The 23787-nt window shown below is 52.5% G+C and carries 27 protein-coding genes; all 27 read right to left on the minus strand.

The features are described 5' to 3' along the window. Window positions 1-6 precede the first annotated feature (6 nt). A complete protein-coding gene (locus tag NST08_RS18920) occupies window positions 7-1347 on the minus strand; it encodes a protein-glutamate methylesterase/protein-glutamine glutaminase (RefSeq protein ID WP_341342161.1) in 1341 nt (446 codons plus the stop codon). Window positions 1348-1506: 159 nt separating this feature from the next. Then, a complete protein-coding gene (locus NST08_RS18925; RefSeq protein WP_007128736.1) occupies window positions 1507-2403 on the minus strand; it encodes a MinD/ParA family protein in 897 nt (298 codons plus the stop codon). Continuing rightward, window positions 2400-3830, minus strand: a complete 1431-nt coding sequence (gene flhF / locus NST08_RS18930; protein ID WP_341342162.1) for a flagellar biosynthesis protein FlhF — start codon at window positions 3828-3830, stop codon at window positions 2400-2402. Before flhF ends, NST08_RS18925 begins: the two co-directional genes overlap by 4 nt. Continuing rightward, complete coding sequence (gene flhA, locus NST08_RS18935; protein WP_007128738.1) at window positions 3827-5860, minus strand: flagellar biosynthesis protein FlhA; 2034 nt, start codon at window positions 5858-5860, stop codon at window positions 3827-3829. The genes flhF and flhA overlap by 4 nt, the downstream gene beginning before the upstream one ends. Before the next feature lie 24 nt (window positions 5861-5884). After that, a complete protein-coding gene (flhB, locus tag NST08_RS18940; RefSeq protein WP_007128739.1) occupies window positions 5885-6985 on the minus strand; it encodes a flagellar biosynthesis protein FlhB in 1101 nt (366 codons plus the stop codon). Between the two features lie 5 nt (window positions 6986-6990). Next, window positions 6991-7788, minus strand: coding sequence for a flagellar biosynthetic protein FliR (gene fliR, locus NST08_RS18945; protein ID WP_007128740.1), 798 nt, complete (start codon window positions 7786-7788; stop codon window positions 6991-6993). An 11-nt stretch (window positions 7789-7799) separates the two neighbouring features. Further along, window positions 7800-8069 (minus strand): flagellar biosynthesis protein FliQ, encoded by a 270-nt coding sequence (fliQ, locus tag NST08_RS18950; RefSeq protein WP_007128741.1) that lies wholly within the window; start codon window positions 8067-8069, stop codon window positions 7800-7802. 41 nt (window positions 8070-8110) lie between these two features. Further along, a complete protein-coding gene (gene fliP / locus NST08_RS18955) occupies window positions 8111-8863 on the minus strand; it encodes a flagellar type III secretion system pore protein FliP (protein ID WP_007128742.1) in 753 nt (250 codons plus the stop codon). Then, window positions 8860-9384 (minus strand): flagellar biosynthetic protein FliO, encoded by a 525-nt coding sequence (locus NST08_RS18960; RefSeq protein WP_007128743.1) that lies wholly within the window; start codon window positions 9382-9384, stop codon window positions 8860-8862. The genes fliP and NST08_RS18960 overlap by 4 nt, the downstream gene beginning before the upstream one ends. Window positions 9385-9396: 12 nt before the next feature. After that, window positions 9397-9762, minus strand: coding sequence for a response regulator (locus NST08_RS18965; RefSeq protein ID WP_007128744.1), 366 nt, complete (start codon window positions 9760-9762; stop codon window positions 9397-9399). Window positions 9763-9790: 28 nt separating this feature from the next. After that, window positions 9791-11059, minus strand: a complete 1269-nt coding sequence (gene fliY, locus NST08_RS18970; protein ID WP_007128745.1) for a flagellar motor switch phosphatase FliY — start codon at window positions 11057-11059, stop codon at window positions 9791-9793. After that, on the minus strand, window positions 11049-12047 hold the full coding sequence (gene fliM, locus NST08_RS18975; protein WP_007128746.1) for a flagellar motor switch protein FliM: 999 nt from the start codon (window positions 12045-12047) through the stop codon (window positions 11049-11051). The genes fliY and fliM overlap by 11 nt, the downstream gene beginning before the upstream one ends. 35 nt (window positions 12048-12082) lie before the next feature. Beyond that, complete coding sequence (locus tag NST08_RS18980; protein ID WP_007128747.1) at window positions 12083-12544, minus strand: flagellar basal body-associated FliL family protein; 462 nt, start codon at window positions 12542-12544, stop codon at window positions 12083-12085. Further along, window positions 12541-12765 carry a flagellar FlbD family protein gene (locus NST08_RS18985; protein WP_007128748.1) on the minus strand — a complete coding sequence of 75 codons (225 nt, stop codon included), beginning with the start codon at window positions 12763-12765 and terminating at the stop codon, window positions 12541-12543. The genes NST08_RS18980 and NST08_RS18985 overlap by 4 nt, the downstream gene beginning before the upstream one ends. 52 nt (window positions 12766-12817) lie before the next feature. Beyond that, complete coding sequence (gene flgG / locus NST08_RS18990) at window positions 12818-13642, minus strand: flagellar basal body rod protein FlgG (RefSeq protein WP_007128749.1); 825 nt, start codon at window positions 13640-13642, stop codon at window positions 12818-12820. Between the two features lie 79 nt (window positions 13643-13721). Further along, entirely contained in the window at window positions 13722-14111 is a 390-nt protein-coding gene (locus tag NST08_RS18995) for a TIGR02530 family flagellar biosynthesis protein (protein WP_007128750.1), read from the minus strand. Beyond that, window positions 14108-14728 (minus strand): flagellar hook capping FlgD N-terminal domain-containing protein, encoded by a 621-nt coding sequence (locus NST08_RS19000; RefSeq protein WP_007128751.1) that lies wholly within the window; start codon window positions 14726-14728, stop codon window positions 14108-14110. The genes NST08_RS18995 and NST08_RS19000 overlap by 4 nt, the downstream gene beginning before the upstream one ends. A 20-nt stretch (window positions 14729-14748) precedes the next feature. Continuing rightward, a complete protein-coding gene (locus NST08_RS19005) occupies window positions 14749-16110 on the minus strand; it encodes a flagellar hook-length control protein FliK (RefSeq protein ID WP_007128752.1) in 1362 nt (453 codons plus the stop codon). A 62-nt stretch (window positions 16111-16172) separates the two neighbouring features. Then, the gene (locus tag NST08_RS19010) at window positions 16173-17108 is read right to left on the minus strand and encodes a MotE family protein (RefSeq protein ID WP_100085182.1); all 936 of its coding nucleotides are present in this window, start codon (window positions 17106-17108) and stop codon (window positions 16173-16175) included. A gap of 39 nt (window positions 17109-17147) precedes the next feature. Next, window positions 17148-17591, minus strand: a complete 444-nt coding sequence (gene fliJ / locus NST08_RS19015; protein WP_007128754.1) for a flagellar export protein FliJ — start codon at window positions 17589-17591, stop codon at window positions 17148-17150. A 9-nt stretch (window positions 17592-17600) separates the two neighbouring features. After that, window positions 17601-18920, minus strand: coding sequence for a flagellar protein export ATPase FliI (gene fliI, locus NST08_RS19020; protein WP_007128755.1), 1320 nt, complete (start codon window positions 18918-18920; stop codon window positions 17601-17603). After that, entirely contained in the window at window positions 18904-19758 is an 855-nt protein-coding gene (locus tag NST08_RS19025) for a FliH/SctL family protein (RefSeq protein WP_040738187.1), read from the minus strand. The genes fliI and NST08_RS19025 overlap by 17 nt, the downstream gene beginning before the upstream one ends. Further along, window positions 19751-20767, minus strand: coding sequence for a flagellar motor switch protein FliG (gene fliG / locus NST08_RS19030; protein WP_007128757.1), 1017 nt, complete (start codon window positions 20765-20767; stop codon window positions 19751-19753). Before fliG ends, NST08_RS19025 begins: the two co-directional genes overlap by 8 nt. Window positions 20768-20778: 11 nt before the next feature. Further along, window positions 20779-22359 (minus strand): flagellar basal-body MS-ring/collar protein FliF, encoded by a 1581-nt coding sequence (gene fliF, locus NST08_RS19035; RefSeq protein WP_007128758.1) that lies wholly within the window; start codon window positions 22357-22359, stop codon window positions 20779-20781. 34 nt (window positions 22360-22393) lie between these two features. Beyond that, a complete protein-coding gene (fliE, locus tag NST08_RS19040; RefSeq protein WP_007128759.1) occupies window positions 22394-22705 on the minus strand; it encodes a flagellar hook-basal body complex protein FliE in 312 nt (103 codons plus the stop codon). Between the two features lie 44 nt (window positions 22706-22749). After that, window positions 22750-23199 (minus strand): flagellar basal body rod protein FlgC, encoded by a 450-nt coding sequence (gene flgC, locus NST08_RS19045; RefSeq protein ID WP_007128760.1) that lies wholly within the window; start codon window positions 23197-23199, stop codon window positions 22750-22752. 5 nt (window positions 23200-23204) lie between these two features. Next, a complete protein-coding gene (gene flgB, locus NST08_RS19050) occupies window positions 23205-23612 on the minus strand; it encodes a flagellar basal body rod protein FlgB (protein ID WP_007128761.1) in 408 nt (135 codons plus the stop codon). Window positions 23613-23787 lie beyond the last annotated feature (175 nt).

The raw sequence follows: 23787 nt of genomic DNA on the forward strand, positions 1-23787 counted from the left end.
CTGAGTTCACTTTCTGTTATTTACAGCTTGAACCACTTTGGGTGCAAGTTCCTGCAGAGGCAACACATCATTGACGCATCCGAGTTCGACAGCCGAGCGAGGCATTCCGTATACAACACAGGTTTCCTCGCTCTCCGCAAAGGTGGATTTAACGCCCGAATCGTAAAGCTTCTTCATCATTCTCGCTCCATCGCTTCCCATGCCGGTCATCAGCACCGCATGACGCGTAAGCTCCGTCAGCGGGAGCAGCGACTCGAACAGCGTATCGACAGATGGGCGATGGCCGTTGCGCGGCTCATCCATGCTTGTAGCAATCACATATCCGTTCTTCTCCGTGCGTCTAACCCGGATATGGCTTCCACCTGGAGCGATATAAGCTTTCCCCGGCTCCAAAGGCATTCCGTCGGCTGCTTCCAGCACCTCCAGCCTGCTAAATGAATTCAGGCGCTGTGCAAGAGATTTCGTAAACTTGGGCGGCATATGCTGCACGATAACGATCGGAGCATGAAAGCCGCTTGGAATCCCCTCCAGAAAAGCCTTCAGCGCCCGAGGCCCCCCAGTGGAGCAGCCCACCGCTACGAGATCCGTAATCGCCGCCAAGGATGACGGACCGTTGTCTGCAGGCCGGCTGTCAGCTCCGGCTGAAGACGGCTTTGGGGACTCCGGCTTCCTTCTTTTCTCCGGAGCGGCGGGCTTCCGGCGTAAAGGATCTGTGCCCGGAAGCACTTCCCGAATCCTCCGTTTCTCCTCGCCGACCGAAGGCGGTTCCTGACGTGCAAGGACCTCAGCAGCATTTGCCCGAATATGACCGGCCTGAGGCAGTTCCTTCGCACTCGGCTTCTTATCCGCCAGCTTGCCGAGAGGCTTGGAAGCTCGGGAAGAGGAGGTTTGACGCTGTGCAGCTTGCCGCGCCCTCTCTTCCTCCTCCCACAAGGCTCTGCGCTGCTTGGCCTGCATCGCCGCATGCAGCTGCTTCATCAGCTCTTGCCCGACCTGCTCGATCCCGAGCGCATTCGTAATGGAAGGCTTTCGTATAAAATCAAATGCGCCGGCCTCTAGGGCCAGAATCGTTTCCTTCATCCCCTCTTCATTCAAGCCGGACAGCATGATCACCGGACGAGGCCCTAACTCCATAATAAATTTCAGAGCGTCCAATCCGTTCATCTCCGGCATTTCCACGTCCAGGGTAACCGCATCCGGGTTCAATTCCTTCACTTTCCGGATGGCCTCTTGCCCGTTCTCAGCCGTTCCGACCACTTGAAAAAGTGCGTCTCGCTCGATGAAATCCGAGAATATTTTCCTCATAAATGCGGAATCGTCCACAACAAGCACACGAAAGGGCTCCACTATCAGTCCACCTCGGTTCCAATTATCCAAGTAAGGATGATGCAAAAATCCAAAGAGCGACTATCAGTCAGCAATATATAGAGCGAAATGGTTGAATTCGTCTTTATATTGTACTCGAGAGCGGCTTGAATCAAATTTTGCAAAATCCTGAAGTAAGAATCACTTTGTCCGTTTGAGCAAGCGATGCATAAATCCCTTGATTCCTTTCGGGGCATCCGGCTCTGCAGGGACAGGAGATGCCATGCTGCGAAGAGCGATCCGTCTGACGTCGCTTGCAGCATCGCACTTCGGGAACGCTACCGTGAATGGAACCTGCCGCTTGACCGCCTGCCCGACATGCGGATCATCCGCGATCGAGCCCAGCAGCTGCATGTCCAAATCCAGAAAGCGGCGGGCCGTTAACATGATTTTATCCGCTGCTTCACGAGCCTCCCGTTCATCACCGGCCCGATTGACGATCAGGCTGAGCGGGACTCTAGACCCGGTCCCATGCACGACTTTGATGAGAGCGTACGCATCCGTGATGGAAGTCGGCTCGGGCGTCGTTACGACGTAACAATGATCGGCCGAGGTAATGAACCGCATGTTTTCTTTTGACAAGCCTGCGCCTGTATCAAAAATGATGTAATCCATGTCGGACGATATGCGCTCAAGCTGATCGAGAAAATAATTCATGTCCGAATCGGAGAGAGAAAACAGGTCGGCAAGTCCGGATCCCCCCGCAATAAAGGCAAGCTGCTCGGGCCCATACTGGATCACGTCCTCCATGCTCTTCTCCCGCCGCAGCAAATGATAAAGGCTGTAACGGGACGACACGCCCATTAGCACATCGATATTGGCCATTCCGATATCGGCGTCAAACACCAGCACTTTTTTGCCCATCGATTGCAGCGCAAGCGCAAAGTTCAGCGAGAAATTGGATTTCCCGACACCGCCCTTGCCGCTCGTGACCGTTATGATCTTGGCGCTTCCGGCTGAGGTCTTAGGAGACATTCCCACGTTCTCGCTCCGCTGCGCAGATACGAGCTGTCTGAGTGAATGGGCTTGATCCGTCATGACCGCGTATCTCCCAGCAGCAAATCGCACAGCTGCTCGCTATTGGCCAAAAGCAGGTCGTCCGGTACATTTTGACCATTGGTCATGTAAGACAAGCGCAGGTTGTGCGCATGGAGCAGATTGAAGATCGGACCGAAGCTTCCGGTCTCATCCATCTTGGTGAATATGACTTTATCGAGTGCATATTTGCTGAAATGATCCGCGATTTCAATCATATCCCCGCTCTTGGACGTAAGGCTGAGAACAAGGTAGGTTTCGCTGTGCTCCGAATGGGAAAAGAGGCTCTGCAATTCGGAGACGAGCAGCTCGTTCCGATAATTCCGGCCGGCTGTATCCATTAAGATCAGATCACAGTCTTGAAGCGTTTGAAGCGCCCGCTGCATATCCCCTGGCGACTGGACCACCTCCATAGGGACATTCAAAATCGAGGCATAAGTCCGAAGCTGCTCTACCGCCGATATCCGGTACGTATCCGAGGTTATAAAGCCCACCTTGCGGTGATATCTGAACAGCTGCTCTGCAGCGATTTTGGCGATCGTTGTCGTCTTGCCGACACCCGTCGGCCCGGCGATGTATACGATCCGCGTGTCAGGTTGAATGCCCCCGCCGATGCGCTCATCAATAAAAGCCTTCGCCTGCTCGCGCATAATCGCCTGCAGCTGCTCGCTTCCAAGCTGCATCCCGCTCTCCCGCAGCGCTTCTTCAGCAACCTCAAGCCACTGCTCACTGAGCCTCGCGGAAACGTCCTGTCTAAGCAGGCGATCCCTTATCGATTCCAGCGGCTCCGGCAGCTGTCTGGCTTCAAGATTGTGCCTGGACAGCTTGGCGATCCATTCCTTCATTTCCTTCAGTTCCTCGAGCACTCGCTGCTCTGATTCACTGATGCCCAGCCGGGAGCTCAAGGGCTCAACCGGAGGATCGTGCAATTTGCCTTGCGCTGCAGCGGCTGCCTTCGGGCTCGGGTAAGCGGCTTCGGCCGAAGCCGTTCCCGTCTGTATCGGTGGCGGGCTGTCCTCCCGGACCTCCTGCGCCTCCCCGGCTGCTGCGGCTTGGCTCATAATCTCGGCAAAGCGGACATAATCCGCTTCTTGTGCACCATCCTTCGGCTTCACCGCTTCAGGGACAGGAGCCTTTGACAAATCGGCTGCCGTCGGATTCGCGATTTCCGCTGCTCGCTGGTATGCCTTCGGTACGGCTGCCTTCGGCACTGCCGCAGGCGGCTTCGGCTTGGCTTTGACGGAGGATTTCGATTTCTCCTCCTGCTCAACCGCGGCGATAACCTCGATCTTCTTTCGGGAGAACATCCCTAGAAAGCCGCCTACCTTAATATCCTTCGTGCTCAATATGACCGCATCCGTACCCAAATCCGATCGGATCTGCGCCATCGCTTCCGGCATCGTGTCGACGATATACCTTTTTACTCTCATAAGTTCACCACTCCGACACTTTGAATTTCGACGTTCGGCTCAAGCTCGCTGTAGGATAGAACCGGAATATCCTGCATCCCGCGTTCAATCACCTGCCGCAAATACATGCGGATGGCCGGAGAGGTAAGCAGCACCGGCTGTTGTCCCATCTGGATAATCCGATTCACTTGCTCGCTCAGCTTCTGGAATACATTCTGCGTAGACACCGGGTCCATCGCCAAGTAAGTCCCCTGTTCGCTCTGCTGCACGCTCTCCGCGATTTTCTTCTCAAGCTGCGGTCCGACGGTGATCACCTTCATGGCCTCTCCGTCTTGAGCAAACTGCTGTGTGATTTGCCTGGAGAGCGCTTGTCTTACATACTCTGTCAGCACATCCGGGTCCTTCGAATAATGCCCGTAATCCGCAAGGGTCTCCAGAATCGTAACCATATCGCGAATGGAGATTTTCTCCCGAAGCAGCTTGGCGAGCACCTTCTGTACCTCCCCGATCGTCAGCACGGAAGGGATCAGCTCGTCGACAAGCACCGGATAGCTTTCCTTGATGTTGTCGACCAGCGCTTTTGTCTCCTGGCGCCCCAGCAGCTCATGCGCGTGCCGCTTGATCAGCTCTGTCAAATGCGTAGCTACGACGGAAGGCGGATCCACGACGGTATATCCCGCCAGATCGGCCCGTTCTTTCGTCGCCTCGTCAATCCAGAGGGCCGGCAGCCCGAATGCGGGCTCCGTCGTTTCGATTCCCGTAACGGAATCGTCCTCGTAGCCGGGACTCATGGCGAGGTAATGATTTAGTAGTAATTCCCCGCCGCCGACAGCATTCCCTTTTATTTTTATGACATATTCATTCGGTTTAAGTTGAATATTGTCGCGGATTCGGATCACCGGCACGACCAGTCCAAGTTCAAGCGCGCATTGTCTCCGGATCATAATAATCCGATCCAGCAAGTCTCCGCCCTGCTGGGTATCCGCAAGCGGGATCAAGCCGTATCCAAACTCGAATTCGATCGGATCCACCTGCAGCAGGTTGATGACACTTTCCGGACTGCGAACCTCTTCGATCTGCTGCTCCTCCTCCATCTGCTCCACCTCGACCTGCTTGCGGTCCAGATTGTTCTGCATTCTCCTTGCTGCTATAAACAGAACAAGCGCGATGGGCGCTGTCGTTATAAAATGAATCGGAGTAAACAATCCCAGCAGCAATACGGTGCCTGATACGATATACAGCAAGCGTGGATAGGAAAACAGCTGACCTGTCAGATCCTCGGCCAGATTTCCTTCGGAGGAAGCTCTGGTGACGATAAGACCTGCCGATGTCGATATGAGAAGCGCCGGAATCTGGCTGACCAGTCCATCCCCGATCGTCAGGATCGAGTACGTGCTCATCGCTTCGGGAAACGACATGCCATGAATCGAGATCCCGATAATAAATCCGCCGATCAGGTTGATCAGCAGGATGATGATCGAAGCGATGGCATCCCCTTTTACGAACTTGCTGGCACCGTCCATCGCACCGTAAAAGTCGGCCTCCCGCTCGATTTTCCGTCTGCGCTCCCGAGCTTGCTGTTCGTTGATTAGGCCTGCATTCAAATCGGCATCAATGCTCATCTGCTTACCGGGCATGGCGTCCAGCGTAAATCGTGCGGCAACCTCAGCCACGCGCTCGGAGCCTTTCGTTATGACGATAAACTGAACCACGATCAAAATTAAAAAGACGATGAACCCGACCGCGATTTCGCCATTGGCAATCCAGCTGCCGAAGGTAGCGACAACCTCACCCGCATTGGCTTCGGACAAAATCAGCTTGGTTGTCGATATGTTCAGCGCAACCCGAAACAAGGTCGTGATGAGAAGCAGGGAAGGAAATATCGAAAAGTCCAGCGCTTCTTTCGTGTTCATGGCCACCAGCAGGATGATCAGTGCCACCGATATATTGATGATAAGCAGTAAATCCAGCAGCCAGATCGGGATCGGAAGAATCATCATAAGTACGATGCCAATGACACCCGCAAGGACAGATAGATCTTTTATTTTCACTGCACTTAGGCCTCCGGTCCCTAATTATTTCGCTTTACCTTTAAGTTTATATACATAGGCCAGCACTTCCGCTACGGCCTGGAACAGGTCTCCGGGAATGGAATCCCCGATCTCGGACCGTTGGTACAACGCTCGTGCCAGCGGCTTGTTTTCCATCGTTATAATGCCGTGTTCCTTGGCAATTTCCTTGATGCGCAGGGCCATATAGTCCTGGCCTTTCGCGATGATCTGCGGAGCTTCCATAGTAGAACCGTCATATTTGAGCGCAACCGCAAAGTGGGTCGGGTTCGTAATAATGACGTCTGCGTTCGGTACTTCCTGCATCATTCGTTGCAGCGCCATCCGGCGCTGGCGTTCCCTGATTTTTCCTTTGATCAGCGGATCGCCTTCCATTTTCTTAAACTCATCCTTAATGTCCTGCTTTGACATGCGGATGTTTTTTTCGTATTCGTACTTCTGGTACAAATAGTCCAGGACGGACAGGATCAGCAGGCCAGCCCCGATCTTAAAGCCAAGCGACATCGTAACATTCGCTACAAATTGAAAAATAGTATCCGGACTCTTCGTCGACAAGGAGGAGAATTCCCCTCTGGCTCCCCAAAGAGTGGTGTATACGAGGTAGCCAATGATCGTTAATTTAAATATGGATTTAAAAAATTCGATCAAGGACCTCATGGAAAAAATATTTTTAAATCCTTTGATCGGATCGATCTTGCTGAGCTTCATTTTCAAGGGCTCTCCTGTCAGGAGAAAACCGACCTGAATATAATTTACGACCAGTGAGATCACAAACACAGCAACAAACAGCGGTGCGAGCAGCAGCAATATTTGAATGGCATACTCGCCCAAGAGCTGCATGACATTCTCATTCGTTACGTCCATGGAGAGCCGGTTAAGGTATACGTCCGTAAACAGCCGGACCGTATGGTCTCTCATGTAACCGCCGAACATCAGCATGCACAGGAAAGCGGATAGTAACACCGAGGCGCCCGATACTTCCATACTTTTGGCCACTTGACCCTTTTTACGCGTATCCTGGCGTTTCTTCGGCGTCGCTTTTTCCGTCTTCTCCCCAGCAAACAGCTGCAAATCCACCGGATAACGGTAGGGGGATCGGTTCCGCATCCTCTTCATCCTCCTTGCGCCGTTCCCTCGTGTAAGACGCCGAGCAGCTGCCGGAGCGCCTCGAACATTTGGGCGAACAAATGATCAAATAATGACACAAGTCCCGGCATAAGCAGCATCAGCAGCACTAACCCGACCAGAATCTTAAGAATAATGCCGATGACAAATACGTTGAACTGCGGTGCCGTTCTCGCCAAGAAGCCGAGGCCGACATCGGTCAGAAACAAGGCCGCCACAAGCGGAGCCGCCATTTGAAGGGCTAGCATGAACGAGTGGGCAAAGGTTCTGACAAGAATATCCGTAACGCTGCCGTCTAGAATCTTTGAAAATACGTTGCCCGTTATAGGCACCCAATCATAGCTGTACATAATGGCATCGAGCAGATAATGATGGCCGTTCATGCCAAGGAATACGAGCAATGCGAGATAGTACTTAAAGTTGCCGATCAGCGGCATGGATGCGCCCGTAAACGGATCGATGACGTTGGCCATGCTAAAGCCGATCTGGATATCGATCAGCGCGCCGGCCGTTTGGACGACGGCCATGATCAGATAGGCGGTGAAGCCGAGCAGCAGTCCTACCAGCACTTCCTGGACAATCAGCAGAGCATAGGATAGATCCTGCGGCACCGTTTCTCCTATTCCGAACGTAAGATAAACGATGACTGTAAGCAGAAAGGAAAACCCGATTTTAAATGAAGTCGGGATGCCCCGCGATGTAAATACTGGAGCTATTACAAAAAAAGATGTTATTCGACAAAAAACAAGCATAAAGACAGGTATACTTTGCTGCAACCATTCCATGGACACTCAGCCTATCCGATATATTTGTAGAGATTGTCCAAAATTCCGTGGGTGAAATCCACCAACGTTGTCAATATCCAAGGACCGAACAGCAGGAGCGCGATAAGAACAATTATTATCTTTGGAACGAATGCCAGCGTCTGCTCCTGTATCTGCGTCGTCGCTTGGAAAATACTTATGATAAGTCCCACTACCAGAGCGAGAACCAGCATGGGCGCGCTCACTTGAAGCACAATGTAAACGGCCTGCCCTGCAAGGCCGATAATAAATTCAGAGCTCACGGCGAGTCCCCCTGTATTCGAATTACTTGCCGTTTCAAACGTTACGGATTAAAGCTCATCAGCATGGATTTGACCACCAGATACCAGCCGTCCACAAGGACAAAGAGCAATATTTTGAACGGCAGCGAGATCATGACCGGCGGAAGCATCATCATCCCCATCGCCATCAGAACGCTGGCAACGACAATATCGATGACCAGAAACGGAATGAAGATCATAAAGCCCATCTGAAAGCCTGTCTTCAGCTCACTGATGGCAAAGGCCGGCACCATGACGGTCAACGGGATGTCCTCGTACGACTCCGGCTTCTCTGTTCCCGTGTAATTCATGAACAGCAGCAGATCTTTCTCCCGCGTATGGGAGAACATGAATTTCTTGATCGGATCCTGGGCCTTCTGCAGCGCCTCGGTTTGGCTGATTTCACCCTTGAGATACGGCTGCAGCGCAACCTCGTTCATGGTTGAAAACGTCGGAGCCATAACGAACAAGGTAAGGAAGAGGGCTAACCCGATCAACACTTGGTTCGGCGGAGTTTGCTGTGTTCCAAGAGATGTGCGGACAAACCCGAGTACAATGACGATCCGCGTAAAGCTTGTCATCAGCACGAGCAAGGCCGGTGCAATGCTAAGAACGGTAATCAGGAGGATCAAGGACAACGAGCTTGTCCCCGGAGTCTCCCCTTCCCCGCCGATTTGAATATCGATGTTCGGAATCGGATCTGCAAATGCCGTACGGGATAGCAGCATCCCGGCCAGCATAAACATCGTGATAGCAATCGTAATCTTTTTATTCATGAATCCTTATGATCCTCCCGCAGCAATTCTTCGACCTTTTGTTTCCGGTTCGGTACGCTGCGCAGTTTAGATTCGAACACCTCGTGAAAAGAGGAGCTGTCATCCCATTCGATTTCTTCCGGTTGCTTGTTTTTACGGAGTTTTGCCGCCAATTTGCTTACAAAAGGCGGCAGCGCCCCGCTGTACATTCCTGAATCCTGTTCAAATGCCGCCTGAATCAGCGCGACCTCCGCGGGATCGGAAATTTTGTCCAAGAGCCGAACGTCTTCGCCAACCCCGATCACATAGATGTTGCCCCCGATTTCAACGAGCTGAAGGGATTTGTTAGGGCCCATCCCAACCGCACCGAGCGTACGAATGGAGCGGCCCTGCATCCAGCTCTGATTCTTTTTGCCTAAGAAGCGAATCAGGAGAACGATCAATGCGATGATGATGGCAAGAACGACAAAGACATAAAATAACTGTAAATAATATCCGCCAGTACCACCTGTGCCGATTTCATCGGAAGCCGCCATCATCATAAGAAACAATCCTTATACGCCAAGCGTTTTGTTGATGGCTTCAATGACGCGGTCCGATTGGAACGGCTTAACGATAAAGTCCTTCGCTCCGGCTTGGATGGCATCGATAACCATCGCTTGTTGACCCATCGCGGAACACATGATGACTTTTGCGTTAGGATCAATCTTTTTAATTTCCTTGAGCGCAGCGATCCCATCCATTTCAGGCATCGTAATATCCATCGTAATCAGATCCGGACGAAGCTCTTTAAATTTCTCGATCGCCTGCGAGCCGTCCTGAGCCTCGCCTACAACCTCGAATCCGTTCTTGACCAGAATGTCACGGATCATCATTCTCATAAATGCAGCGTCGTCCACAATCAGAATTCGGTTAGCCATTGATAAAAATCCTCCCTAAATGTTTGTGCTATTGTAATTTTTGAATTCGGTCCCATTGGCTCACGATATCCGTCACACGTACGCCAAAGTTCTCATCGATGACGACAACCTCGCCTTTGGCAATCAGCTTATGATTGACCAGGATGTCTACCGGTTCACCCGCCAGCTTGTCCAGCTCGATAATCGAACCTTGGGACATTTCCAGGATATCCTTAATTTGCTTCTGAGTCCTTCCTAATTCTACGGTGACCTTAAGAGGAATGTCCATCAGCAAGTTCAGATTGTTTTCATCCACCTGCGGGTAAGGCGCCGATTGAAAATTGGCGAACTGCACCGGCTGCACGTTCACATTCCGGCCGTGCATGCCGCCGTAATGCTGCGGCCCCGTCTGCGGAGGCATTTGCGGCTGTCCATACGGCATCGCATTCGGAGCCTGTCCTCCTTGGGGTTGCATGGCCGCATTGTAACCATAATGAGCTTCTTCTTGCGCATTCCCTGCATCCTGTGCATAAGCGGGCGGCTGGGTAGGCTGAGCTGCCGGTTCTTGCGCCGGAGCCGGGGCCGGTGTCTCTACCGCCGCTGCAGTCTCTTGTTTCACAGGCTGAGGCTCATCCGTGCCGTTAATCAGCATGCGAACCATGTCTTTGGAAAATTGAACAGGGAGCAGCTGCATGATGGTCGAATCAATCAAGTCGCCGATAATCAGACGGAACGAAATTTTGATCAAGGTTTCGTCCTGCGGCAGATTGTTGACGCCTTCTCCGCTCACCATGTTCAAAATATCGATGCCCGGCGGCGAAATATTGACAAACCGGTTGAATATCGTGGACATGCTCGTTGCGGAAGAGCCCATCATCTGGTTCATCGCTTCCTGGACGGCACTGATATGGATTTCGTTTAACTCCCCTTCTTCGGGGTTGCCTTCTCCGCCCAGCATCAAGTCTGCGATCACCTGGGCGTCGCGAGTCTTGATCACGAGAGAGTTGATGCCTTCGAAGCCGTCGACATACGTAACATGAACGGCAACATGCGGCTTTGGAAACTCCTCCTCGAACTGGCTTCGCTTGATGATGGACACTCTCGGCGTCGTAATATCTACTTTCTTGCCGAGGAGCGTGGATAAGGCCGTAGCGGCGCTGCCAAAGGTAATGTTACCGATCTCCCCTAGCGCATCCTGCTCCAGAGGCGTCAATACATCATCTACGGTAGCCGCCGAAGAAGAAGGATCCGATGCCATTTCCGACTGCTTCAGCAAGGCGTCGATTTCTTCCTGGGATAAATAATCTTTACTCGTCAAGTTCTTCAGCTCCTTCGATGACAATTTCATCGATTTGTACAGCAACCCGGTCTTTTACCGTTCCGGGACTGCCAATAAACTTCAGTCTGTCGCCGACCTTGATGGATAACCCGTCATGCACCGGCTTGTTCAGTGAAATAACGTCCCCGACCGAGAGTCCTAAAAATTCGGAGACGGTCAGCTGTGAAACGCCAAGCTCGGCAACGATCGGAAGCTGAGCTTTGCTTACCCGCTGCTTAAGCGCGTCCACTTCCTCGGGGATTCTGGCTTTTTTCTCAGAGATGAACCACTGATGCGCGGACAGCTTGGACATGATCGGTTCCAGCACGACATGGGGAATACAGAGATTGATCATTCCCGTGGTATCGCCGATTTTAGTGCTCAGCGAGATCAGCGCAATGGTTTCGTTCGGGGAAACGATCTGCATAAACTGAGGATTCGTTTCCAGCGCCTCAAGCCGCGGAGAAATATCCAGCACCGTTTTCCAGGCCTCCTTGAGGCTGTCGAAAGCCCGGCTGAAAATCCGTTCCATGATAATGGTCTCGATTTCGGTCATCGAGTTGATCGTGGACGGCGCGACCCCGGTTCCTCCCAGCAGGCGGTCCAGCATCGCATAGGCGATGTTTGGATGAACCTCAAGCACCATTCGCCCTTCGAGCGGCTCAGCTTCAAAAATGTTGAGCACCGTCATTTTCGGTATGGAACGTATGAATTCATCGTATGGGAGCTGTTCAACCTGCACCACATTGATTTGCACAAAAGTACGCAGCTGTGCCGAGAAATATGTTGTAAGATAACGTGCGAAATTTTCATGGATACGTGTCAAGCTGCGAATATGGTCCTTTGAGAAGCGAAGCGCTCTTTTGAAATCATAAGAACGAATCTTCTTCTGCGTTTCCTCTTTCTTCAGCTCCTCCGCATCCATCTCACCGGAAGAGAGCGCGGCCAATAGGGCGTCGATCTCATTCTGCGATAATACATCAACCATCTACTCACCCCCTTACAGGTCATCCGACGAACAGTCTAGATTCCGGCGATCAGCACATCGGTCATATCGATTTGAATCAATCTGCCGGACGTTAACGACTTGTTGATCAGATTCTGCAGCTTGGCAGTAAACTGTTCACGGCCCTTCGAATCGTTTAACAGCTCGGGCTCCGTGTCGGCTAACGTCTTGATAATGATCGGTTTGATCTTGATTTCCTTGATTTTGTCGAATTCCGCCTTAGCTTTCTTGTCGCTTAACTGAAATGCAAAAGCCATCTGGGCAATGTACTGTGGATCCGCCAGATTTGTCTTAATGCCGGTAATTTCCGATGTCATCTCCACGATCTCGTCTGCCGACAGATTCGCAGCGGCAGGCTTGTCGCTGGCCGAAGCGGTTTTCGGTTCCTCCGTCAGCTTGTCGGACAACAAGAATATCGCAAGCACGATCAATGTGATGGACAACAAAATCGTAATTAACCAGGGTAGCATCTTTTTCATGAAGGTTCCTCCATTTGCTGCACTTTAATGGTTGCTTGATGAATGCCAACCTCGTGATGATACGCTTTAATGGAAGCTACGATGTCATTTGCACTTTCCAACACAATCAATCGTTTTCCATTAATCAATGTGATATAGGTGTCCGGAGTCTCTTCAACCATTTCGATCAGCAGTGCGTTAAGCCACATCTGCGACCCGTTTAACCTCGTTACCGATATCATGGGCTGCCTCCTTGTTCATAAAAGGGAGGGAGGATCCCCCCCTGATCCAACCTTATCGTTTCAGATTAACGACTTCCTGGAGCACTTCATCGGAGGTGGTGATGATCCGTGAATTGGCCTGGAAGCCGCGCTGTGCCACGATCATCTCGGAGAACTCGCCCGTCAGGTCCACATTGGACATTTCCAGCTGCCCCGAAATGATTGCACCGGTGCCTTCCTCTGCGTTATTGCCTTCGAACATGACAGCCTCGAGGTCTCCGTCCGGCACTGCGTTCAATGTCACGCGATACAGATTGCCGCCAATCTTCTCCAAACCTTCAGGGTTCGGCACCTTCGCTACCCCGATAATCGCGCCTTCAGCCGTTGTTCCGTCACTCATCTTCTGGATGATGGCACCGTTCTGAGCGATCGTGAACGCAGTTACGTCGTCTTCCAGCGTGATCGGCTCGCCACCGGAGTCGAGCACTAGGAAACCGTCAGACGTTACAAGGTTTCGCGCAACGTCGACATGGAAATCGCCGGCACGGGTCAGGAAAGGAACTTCCTGGTCATCGCTCAGCTTGACCATGAAAAATCCGTCCCCGTCGATGCGTAAATCCGTCGGGTTGTTGGTGACCATGGCGCTTCCCGGCGTATGCAGGGTATCGATCGAGCCGATCGTTACACCAAGGCCGATCTGCTTGGCATTAACGCCGCCTGTCGGATCGTCCGTTCCCGGCGTCACGCCGGACACCGTCTGGCTAAGAATATCTTTAAACATTACCCGTCCAGCCTTAAATCCAACGGTATTGACATTGGCAATATTGTTGCCGATTACGTCCAGCTTGGTCTGAAAGCCTCTCATCCCGGAAATACCGGAGTACATGGATCTTAACACAGGGATTCATCCTCCTTCTTATATGGGCCGCTTCTGTCGGTCGGCGGCCGCCTGGCTTCCTGACGGGCCAGCCAGTAAATCATGAAATTATGACTGCGCTGTCGATCTGGGTGAACACATTGTCCTTCATGGCGTTGCCATCCATCGCCGTGACCACCGTCCGGTTCGGAATATTGACAATGAGCGCCATATCCTTCATCAGAATCAGTGATTCCTTACTGCCTTTCGCTGCGGCTTTATCGATCGCGCTCTGGATTTGAACGAGCTGGTCACCCTTGATTTCAATCCCCCGCTGCTCCAGTCGCTTCGCGGCATGGTTGCTGATGCGGAGCAGATTTTCATTTAACAGCTCCTTGAAATTGCCCCTTGGCGCATCGGATGAAGCCGATACCGTTCGCCGCTCGGGCGATAGCGCGGCCGGATGCAATTTTCCGGGGTATAAATGGCCGATCATCATTCGATCACTCATGGCGCATTCCCTCCGGCCGAAGGTTCGCCCTGATCCGATTGCCCGGAATCCGGATCTCCTACGTCGGCAGGTGCCGGTTCAGAAGCAAGCGCGTCAGCCGCACCGGCCTCAGCTCCTCCTTGACTAGGCTCCTCGGGCTCGGCAGCCGGGTTCTCAACCCTCAATATATCGCTGAGCAGCACTTCGCTGCTGCCAACCTTGGCGTAATGAACGCCGTCCCGTACAATAATCGACTCCACGATTCCGGTCTTCATGACTAGGGAATCCGTACCGTCCTTCGGCGTTTCCGTCCAGGTGAGATCATCGGTATTGACCGATTTTTCCATCCAGCTGATCTCTTTGCCGATCAGACTTGAAGCCGAGCCTAGGGATTGACTCATTGCCGTTAACTGCGTGTTGATGTTCATCAGCTGTTCAAGGGAGGTGAATTGGGCCATCTGAGCGATAAATTCCCGGTCCTGCATCGGCTGAAGCGGATCTTGGTGCCGCAGCTGTGTAATCAGGATGCTTAGAAACTGATCCTTTCCCAGCTCTTGCCCTTTACCGCCTTTGTTACTGACATTTCCTTTCGAATAGTTCGGCCACATGTTGCTTGTGGATACTGGATTCGTTGCCATTCGTGTTCACCTCCTCGCAATTAAGCTTTCGCGGTAAATGTTCCGGCTTGAACAGCTTGTCCTTCATCGGCCTGCATCTCGGAAATCCAATCATGCCATTCTTCCGTCAAGCTGGCAGCCAGTACGGCATCATCCGAAGGGGTATCTTTCCCTTTCGAGCGCTGCTGGGACTGCTGCTGACCTGAGCCCGACTGTCGTCCGTCCTGATACATATTGGCTGTGGAAGGCTGACTGCTTTGCGTAACCTCGATTTTCTCCACTTGAAGACCTTGAGCAACGAGCGCTGTGCGAAGCTGCGCCATTTGCTGGTCGATCAGCTCTCTTGCATCCGCCTTAGCGGTCATGAATTGAGCGATCAGCTGTCCGTTTTGCATCGTTAATTTGATATCTACCTGACCTAAATGCTCTGGATTAAGCGATATTCTCGCTTCCGTGAAGCCTTGCTGCTTTACGATTTCGAGCTTGTTTATAATGAAGGAAGTCATTTCACTAGCAAACCGCTCGACCGGTACCGGAGGGGCTGCAGGTTTTACCGCTACCTGAGTTCCTGAACGAAGCGCTAGCTGTCCGGCGGTTACGGTGCCGTGTTCAGGCATCCATGGTTCGCCGCTTCCATTCGAGTCAGCCGCTTTAGCGGAGACTTCTCCGCCTTGGCCAGCATTCGGCAGAAGGCCAGCATTCGGACCAGCTGACGGCGCTGCGTTGGTGGACTGTGTTCTTCCAGCCGTCGCGGTTGCCGCTGCATTGGCCTCAGTCGCAGGTGCAGAACCATTTGCCGCCTGATGTGAAGGTTTCACATGCTCGGCTGCCTGCTTCACATTGCCTGCGCTGTTGCCCATCAAGCTGTGGAACGACTGGACCAGCTGGTGTACCGCGGTCTCCGTTCCCGGACTCACCTTTCCGGCACTGCTAATCAAGGCCTTTATCTGAGTGAGTGTGTCCTGGATTACAAAACGTACCGTGTCCGTATGCTGGGCTAGCGGGGACATTGCCGCGCTGCCATCGGATCCTTGGGCCTGGACGCCGGCGCCGTTTAGCACCATGCTTGCTTGAGCAAGCCAGCTCTGCAGCTCTTCAAGCAAGGCAGGGTCTTCCGCCAATGCCTGGTCCAGTTTATCCAGCTCCCCAAGCAGGCTTTGCAGCATTTCGAGCAATCCCTCAATCGCCTCATTTGTTTCAGCCGGCAAGCCTTGTACCAAACCTTCCAGCTTGACCGTTGTCTCCGAAGCAGCTGTAGAGGAGCCGCCGCCTGCGCTCGACATCTGATATGTCAACGTCGCATCAAATGAAGCGCCCGCTGGTGAGCTGCCTTGTGCGCTCGTCTTGCCGCTTGCCGAAGAGCTGCTGATTGTGGAGGACATGCCTTGCACTGTCATCGTCATCGTCTTATTCACCTCCTCTCCCGTGCGACCGGAAAAGTTCAGACCGTAAGCGGATCTGATGTTTATTTGGAGCCCATAAGTCGATTCAGTATTCTTGCTGCAAGCTCCGGGTCTTTCGAGGACATCGCGTTCATAATTCTGGAACGCGTCGCGTCATCGACCGTATTCAAGATGGTCATGGTCTTGGCCGGGCTGATTTTGTAAGTCTGCATCAGCAGCTCCGCCGCATTGGTCGGCGTCATGCCTGCAAACGTCTGATTCAGCTGATTTTTGTCCAGGTTGCTGCTGCTCGTCTTGCTGCTTGCCGCTTCCGTATCATTTTTCTTGATTCGGGATTGCAGCGCCGCGATCGCCAAGTCCTCGGAGGGCTTGGCATCCTTCAGCATCATCGTGGCTTCCGCCGCTGTCTTTGGGTCCATCTTCTCCAGGATCGCCACCCGGTTGCTGCTCTTCATCTGGCTCAGCATCAGCACCATTTCCTCAAGGGTCAAATTTTGCATGATCGGCGCAGCCTTGCTTGGACTCATGTCCGCATACAGCTTGGCGAGCTCACGGATTTGTTTCGTATACGGATCTTCCTCCTGCTCCGGGCTTCCGGTGTTCTGGTTCTGCAGCGAATCAATCTGGCTCTCCAGCTCTTTCACTTTGTTCTCCTGGGCGGCTTTCTGCTCGGTGACCTCGCTTAGCGTCTCCTCGCGCTCCGCCAGCTGCTTCTTCAGCTCAACGATCGTCGCTTCGGCGCTTTCTTCCTGCTCCTTCGCTTCTTTCAGCTTCTGCTCTTCCGGCGTCAGCACCGGATCGGGAACCCAATCCTTCACAATCGGAATTTTGTTCGCCAGATCGATCATGCCGTCCCGAACATCCGCTCTAAAGAAGATCGCAAGCGCCCCTAGAAGAACGATCGTAAAAATGGCCGGTACGAGAATCAGCAAAATCCGTTCAAATCCACCGCTTGATTCTTCCTTATCGAGCGGCATGTCTTTTCTTGCCACGTTCATTCCTCCTTCGCGGTCTTAACCCGGCTGCCAACGGATTCATTATCGGGCTTTGATCGCAAAACGTACCGTCGCCAGCTCGTCCAGCTCGTTTTGTTCCCGAAGGAGACTTTCATGCCGAAATTTCTCGTGCGATTTGTCTCTTGCTTTTAACCACACTTTTTCATCCAGCATTTTTTCCGATAAAATCTCCTGCTTCTTCGTAACATTTACATGGGCGAGCCGAATATCATTCCGTTTCCGCTCAATACACTGCTCCAAGTACTGAGCATAGCTCTGAATATTGCGGATTTCGGCGATTGCCGCGCACCGCGTAACGGCTTCCTGCTCGGCCGCATACATTTGCTCTCGCATCCGGTACAGCTCGGTCAGGCTTTTCTCCTCCGCCTGCAGCTTCCCGATGGCGCTCGACAGCATCCATTCGGCCTGGGTCTTCTCGTTACTCTTCAGGTCTACGATTTTCTGGAATGCGTATTGAAATTTCATTCTTCAAAGTCATCTCCTTGAAAATTCGGAAATCAGACGTTCCTGAACCTCGGCGAGCGTCGTTTTTTCATTTACTTTCTGCTTCGTATAATCCCATATCCGATGAATGTACTCGATGGATTCGTCGATGTCGGCGTTAGATCCCTGTTGGTAAGCCCCGATGTTAATTAAATCCTCGGAGTCCTTATATATGGCCATCAAGCGTTTTACGTTTTCCGAAGCCTCAATCTGCTCCTCCGGAGCGATGTCCTTCATCACGCGGCTGATACTGGCCAGCACGTCGATCGCAGGGAAATGTCCCTTATTGGCGATGCTCCGGTTCAGCACGATATGACCGTCCAGAATCCCCCGCACCGCATCGGCGATCGGCTCATTCATGTCATCGCCGTCCACCAATACCGTATAGAAGGCCGTAATGGAACCGTTCGGTCCGGTACCAGCGCGTTCAAGCAGCTTTGGAAGGCTTGCAAAGACCGAAGGGGTGTAACCTCTCATTGCCGGCGGCTCCCCGATGGCTAGTCCGACCTCGCGCTGTGCCATTGCATAGCGGGTCACGGAGTCCATCATTAGCATCACATTCAGCCCGCGGTCCCGAAAATATTCGGCAATCGTCGTCGCAATCAAAGCTCCCTTGATCCGGATCAGAGCCGGCTGGTCCGAGGTGGCTACGATGACGACGGAACGCTTCAGACCTTCGGGTCCGAGGTCCCGTTCGATGAAGTCCAGCACCTCGCGCCCGCGTTCTCCGATTAAAGCGATCACGTTCACGTCGGCCGACGTATTACGGGCGATCATTCCCATCAGCGTACTCTTCCCGACGCCCGAACCGGCAAATATGCCGACCCGTTGTCCTTTCCCGATCGAGAGAAGGCCGTCGATGGCTCTCACCCCGATGCTGATCGGCTCCTTCACTCTGGGACGATTCAGCGGATTTTGCGGAACGTTATGGGTTGAATAGTGCGGCATACGGGCCGGGATCAACGAGCCGTCTAACGGCTGCCCCAATCCGTCAAGCACTTTGCCCAGCAGTTCCGAACCGACCTGAACGCTGAGCGGCTTCCCGGTTCCCACCACATCGCATCCCGGTCCTACAGAATGAAGCTCACCGAGCGGCATTAGCAGTACCTTGTTGTCTCTGAAGCCGACAACCTCGGCTTTCAGCGGCTTGGATTGCTTCGTCGGATAGATATAGCACACGTCCCCGATGCTCGCATCCGGGCCTTCGGACTCTACCATCAAGCCGATGACTTGGGTCACTTTTCCGTTGATGCGGACCGGGTCCAAATGTTTTAAATGCTCGATATACCGGGCGCTATTCAGCTTCTTCATCCTGATTTCTCCGTTCTTCGTCATCGAGGGCGACGCGCACCAGTTCCTTCTTGATTTCCGCCAGCTGCGTATCGATTCGTGCATCCACGCTTCCGAAAGACGAGCGGATCACGCAGCCTCGGTCCTTCACCGTAGCATCCGGCAGGATTTGGAGCTCCGCCTGGGAATCGATCGCCAATGATAACTCTTCTCTTGCCGCGTACACAAACTCAAAATGCTCAGGGGCAACGCAGAGCGAAATCAAACCTTTCTCCCGTTTGCGCGCAAGATTCTTCCGAATCAGCTCCAAGGTGAACTCCGGTTCAATCGTCAGCTGATGATCGAGTATTTTCTCGGCAATGCTGCAGCTTAGCTCGACCAGAAACGGTTCAGCCTCCTGGATCAAATCTTCCTTTGCCCGGTGGGCAAGCTGCAGAAGCTCGCTGGCTTCGGCCGTTGCCTTCTCCAGCAGCTCCTTCATTTCCAGCTCGGCTTTGGCAGCTCCCTCGGAGTAGCCTTGGTTGAAGCCCTCTATCTTCAATGTCTCGGACAAATCCTCATCCTGCAGCCTTCGTTCCTTCCACCAAGCATCGATCTGCTGCTCGGCTTCAGCCAGCAGACGCTGGGCTTCCTCGGAGGCCTCGCGTATTTGCCGTTCGGCAAATTCCTGGGCATCGCGCAGCATCTCGCTCTTGATCCGCTCGGCCTCGGCCAGCGTGTGCATGACCGCCGGCGCAGCGGCGGGCGGTGCCGGCTCCGCTTGCGCTTCTTCGGCAGGAGCGGCGTACCGATGCGCTACATCCAACTCTTTCAAGACATCCATCGTTGTATAGTGGGACGGTTTGATCAAGTTAGACAATAATGTCATCTCCTCCGCCGCGGGCAATGATAACCTCGCCCGCTTCTTCGAGTCTTCGGATCGTGCTTACGATCCGTGTCTGAGCTTCCTCCACGTCACGCAGCCGCACAGGGCCCATGTACTCCATCTCTTCGCGGAAGGTTTCCGCCATCCGCTTGGACATATTGCGGAAAATAACATCCCGGACTTCCTCGCTTGCCACCTTAAGCGCAAGCTGCAAATCCGCATTCTCGACATCGCGAATGATGCGCTGGATCGAACGATTGTCGACATTGACGATATCCTCGAATACAAACATCCGCTTCTTGATTTCTTCGGCAAGCTCGGGATCCTGTATTTCGAGCGAATCCAGGATCGTCCGCTCCGTGCCTCGGTCGACTCCGTTCAATATTTGAACGATCGACTCGATGCCGCCTGCGTTGGTGTAATCTTGGGTCACCGTTGCCGACAGCTTCTGCTCCAGCACGCGCTCGACCTGAGCGATAACTTCCGGAGACGTGCTGTCCATGACCGCAACCCGCCGGGCAACCTCGGCCTGCTTCTCTTGAGGAAGCGAGGATAATATCGCCGATGCTTGGTCGTATTGCAGGTAGGAGAGCACAAGCGCGATGGTTTGGGCGTTTTCATTCTGAATGAAATTCAGGATCTGGCTCGGATCAGCCTTGCGGGCAAAATCAAACGGCCTTACCTGAAGCGTTGCGGTCAGGCGATTGATAACCTCCATCGCCTTCTGCTGCCCGAGCGCTTTCTCCAAAATTTCTTTAGCGTAATTAATGCCGCCTTGCGATATATATTCCTGTGCAAGACAAATTTGGTGAAACTCCTGAATGATGCTATCTTTCTCGCCGCTGTCGACCTTGCGCACATTCGCAATCTCCAGCGTCAGCTGCTCGATTTCGTCTTCGCGCAAATGCTTGAATATTTGTGCAGAGACTTCCGGCCCCAGCGTAATCAGCAGTATAGCGGCTTTCTGGCGCCCGGATAATTGTTGGTTGTTTCCCTTAACCAATGCTTCCACCTCTATTCCTCAGCCAGCCATGTACGCAGCAGATTCACGAATTCATCCGGCTTTTTCTTCGCCAACGTTTCGAGCTGCTTTCGGACCTGACTCTCGTTCGTTACACTCTCAAGATTGATCGATGGGAATTCGGTCACCGGCGGAAGCGGAATATCTTCCTCGAATTCTTCCTGCTGTCTTCTGCGTTTGCGAATGAAGAAATACGTGCCTCCCGCGATCAAAGCCAATGCAGCTATGCCGATTCCCCACAGTACCGGCTGGGACAGAACGGTTTTCGAATTTACATCCGGATTTACATTAAATACCTGCGAATTAACCGAAACTTTTTGAAGCAATTGTGCGTCTGTATAGGTAGTACCTGAATCGGCAAGCGAAGCTCTCACAATGTTGATGAGAATGTTCTGGATCGCCGTTCGGGTGTCTTCGTCCAGCGTTTGCTGGCCCGCAGGTGGTTCAACTGCGACATTAATGGTTAAGTCTTTAACAGTATATGGACTCGCAATGATGTCCTTTGTAATGCGATTCACTTCATAGTTGATGGTTGACGACGTCTCTTCCGACGTTGTCTGTCCGCTCTCGGAATCGCTCGGATACCCGGGAACCGCTTCTTCGCCCACACCGGCAACTCCGCCGGCAGGACTGCTGGTTCCGGTATAATTCTTCTGAATTTCCTGTACGCTGAGCTCGATCCCCTTCATCTCTTCTTCATCAACGGGGGTTACGAGATTTTCCTTGCTCTGTACCTGATCGAAATTCAGCTTGGAAGCAACGAGTACGTTCACTTTGCTTGACCCCATGTACTGGGACAGGAACTGTTGCACATTCTGTCGTACTTCGCTTTCAAATTTTTTCTGCAGTGCAAAGTTCTCTTCAACCCTGCCGATCAGTCCGCCCTGACCACCCTTGGCCGTGGCAAGAAGTTCAACTTCATCATTGGTTATGGTTATATTCTCGATCGGAAGGCTGGGTATGGCCGTCTTCACCAGGTTGTAGTAACCGTCGATCACTTCCTGATTCGGCCGGTATCCCGGTTTAAAATGCAGGACAACGGAGGCGCTGGCCTGATCTTCATTGTTGGTCTTGGCAAACACGCTTTCTTTCGGCAGATTGAGCAGCACGGTGGCATCTTGGACGCCCTGCATCTTCTCAAGCAGACGCTCAACCTCGCCGTTCAGTGCATTTACATATTTCACTTCGAACTCATTATCGGTCATGCCGATCGCGGATGCATTTTGCTCGAACGTTTCGAAGCCGATCGTTCCGTTTTGCACCAGGCCCTGTGAGCCGACGTCAATCTGTACTCTGGCCGCCTCGGTGCTCGGTACGGAGATGCTTCGTCCGTCCGGGCTCAGCTTGTAGGAAATACTCTGCGATTCCAGGTGGCTGATAATGCCGGCAGCATCACTGGAATTCAAATCCCGGAAAGCCACCTCGTACTTTGTCTTGGAGAACTGCATCGTCAGTACAACAAGTGCAATCAGTACGAAGACTACAGTAGCGGTCAACATTATTTTTTGCTTATTGCTAAATTGATTCCAATATTGGGTCACTCGATCCCGATATTGGGCGATTCTCTCGTTCACATCGTCACCCCATCCGAAACTTTGCTAGAAACATTTAGATTTGCGTGCGCATGATCTCTTGATAGGCTTCTACCACTTTGTTTCGGACCTGTGTTGTGAGCTGTATGCTCAACAGTGCCTGCTGGGCGGATATCATCGCCTGATCCACGTTGACTTGTCCAATCATCATTTTGTCGCTCATGACATGAGCCTGTTGTTCCTGTGCGGAAACAGAGTTCAACGCATCACTCAAATACGAACCGAAGCTGCGGATGGATTCGGCAGGAGTCTTCTCTGCCACCGTGGCTTGCTCTCGCATTTGAAGGGGCGAAACGCCCGAGGCTTGGAACATTGTGTTTTGAATCATCGATTTCCCCTCCTAATTTTCTGTATCTAAACGCCTACCCTACACTATCTGCCGATCTCCAGCGCCTTCATGATCATGGCTTTCGATGCATTAATGGCAGTCACATTGGCTTCATAGGACCGGGTAGCCGCGATCATATCCACCATCTCTTTTGTGACGTCGACATTAGGCATATAGACATATCCCTCGGCATTCGCGTCCGGATGAGTCGGGTTGTATACCTGCTTAAGCGGAGATGAATCCTCCTTCACGGCAGCCACCCTTACCCCTTGGCCCGCGGTTTCCCCGTTCATCTGGGCTCTAAGCATCCCTTCGAACGACTCGCTCTGCGGCGAAAGAACTACGGTCTTGCGGCGGTATGGTACCGCTTGTCCATTCTCGATCCGGGCTCTTGTCGTTTCCGCATTGGCAAGGTTCGAAGAAATGACGTCCATGCGAAGACGTTGGGCCGTAAGGGCCGATGCATTGATCGAAAAGCCGTTGCTAATATTCATGAACCTTATCTCCCCTCAATCGCTGTACGCATCATGCGAATTTGCTCATTCACCGCTTGTATGTACGAATGGTATCGGAGCTGGTTCTCCGCGAGCAGCACCATTTCCCGATCCGCATCGACATTATTCTCGTTGTTGTTCATAGAGCTGCTGCTGTCATTCGTAATCGAAGCGCTTGGAATGCTGCCGGTTGGACCGATCGGTATATGTCTTGGATCCGTCCTTCTCCCTTGCAGCGTAAGATGAGCTCCCTCCATCTCCTGTTTCAAAAGACTCTCGAAGGATACTTCGGATCTCTTAAAATGAGGCGTATCCGCGTTGGCGATATTGTTGGCAATGACGCTGTTTCTCAGATTCGCTGCGTCCAAACCGCCTTGAAGCCGCTGAAAGGAACTATTGTTCAACAGATTCACTAGCTCATTCCTCCTGACTGGACCTGCAGAAAAGTATTCCACTCTTCCTAGCTAAATCCTCTTTTTTCGACAAAAAACATAATCCGTACGCCCTAATCTAGGTCTTAAGTAGAAAAAGACAGCATGATGTCACATAAACTAAGTTTCTTAAAGATTGGGACTTTTTACAATAAGA

It is taken from the genome of Paenibacillus sp. FSL K6-1566 (assembly GCF_038050475.1).
GTDB classification, from domain to species: Bacteria; Bacillota; Bacilli; order Paenibacillales; family Paenibacillaceae; genus Paenibacillus_AQ; species Paenibacillus_AQ lactis.

Coding starts and splice junctions, on each gene's coding strand:
- NST08_RS18925 (WP_007128736.1), bottom strand. CDS start 2,403: ATGACGGATCAAGCCCATTCACTCAGACAGCTCGTATCTGCGCAGCGG.
- flhF (WP_341342162.1), bottom strand. CDS start 3,830: ATGAGAGTAAAAAGGTATATCGTCGACACGATGCCGGAAGCGATGGCG.
- flhB (WP_007128739.1), bottom strand. CDS start 6,985: ATGCGGAACCGATCCCCCTACCGTTATCCGGTGGATTTGCAGCTGTTT.
- fliR (WP_007128740.1), bottom strand. CDS start 7,788: ATGGAATGGTTGCAGCAAAGTATACCTGTCTTTATGCTTGTTTTTTGT.
- fliP (WP_007128742.1), bottom strand. CDS start 8,863: ATGAATAAAAAGATTACGATTGCTATCACGATGTTTATGCTGGCCGGG.
- NST08_RS18960 (WP_007128743.1), bottom strand. CDS start 9,384: ATGATGATGGCGGCTTCCGATGAAATCGGCACAGGTGGTACTGGCGGA.
- NST08_RS18965 (WP_007128744.1), bottom strand. CDS start 9,762: ATGGCTAACCGAATTCTGATTGTGGACGACGCTGCATTTATGAGAATG.
- fliM (WP_007128746.1), bottom strand. CDS start 12,047: ATGGTTGATGTATTATCGCAGAATGAGATCGACGCCCTATTGGCCGCG.
- NST08_RS18980 (WP_007128747.1), bottom strand. CDS start 12,544: ATGAAAAAGATGCTACCCTGGTTAATTACGATTTTGTTGTCCATCACA.
- NST08_RS18985 (WP_007128748.1), bottom strand. CDS start 12,765: ATGATATCGGTAACGAGGTTAAACGGGTCGCAGATGTGGCTTAACGCA.
- NST08_RS18995 (WP_007128750.1), bottom strand. CDS start 14,111: ATGAGTGATCGAATGATGATCGGCCATTTATACCCCGGAAAATTGCAT.
- NST08_RS19000 (WP_007128751.1), bottom strand. CDS start 14,728: ATGGCAACGAATCCAGTATCCACAAGCAACATGTGGCCGAACTATTCG.
- NST08_RS19005 (WP_007128752.1), bottom strand. CDS start 16,110: ATGACGATGACAGTGCAAGGCATGTCCTCCACAATCAGCAGCTCTTCG.
- NST08_RS19010 (WP_100085182.1), bottom strand. CDS start 17,108: ATGAACGTGGCAAGAAAAGACATGCCGCTCGATAAGGAAGAATCAAGC.
- fliJ (WP_007128754.1), bottom strand. CDS start 17,591: ATGAAATTTCAATACGCATTCCAGAAAATCGTAGACCTGAAGAGTAAC.
- fliI (WP_007128755.1), bottom strand. CDS start 18,920: ATGAAGAAGCTGAATAGCGCCCGGTATATCGAGCATTTAAAACATTTG.
- fliE (WP_007128759.1), bottom strand. CDS start 22,705: ATGATTCAAAACACAATGTTCCAAGCCTCGGGCGTTTCGCCCCTTCAA.
- flgC (WP_007128760.1), bottom strand. CDS start 23,199: ATGAATATTAGCAACGGCTTTTCGATCAATGCATCGGCCCTTACGGCC.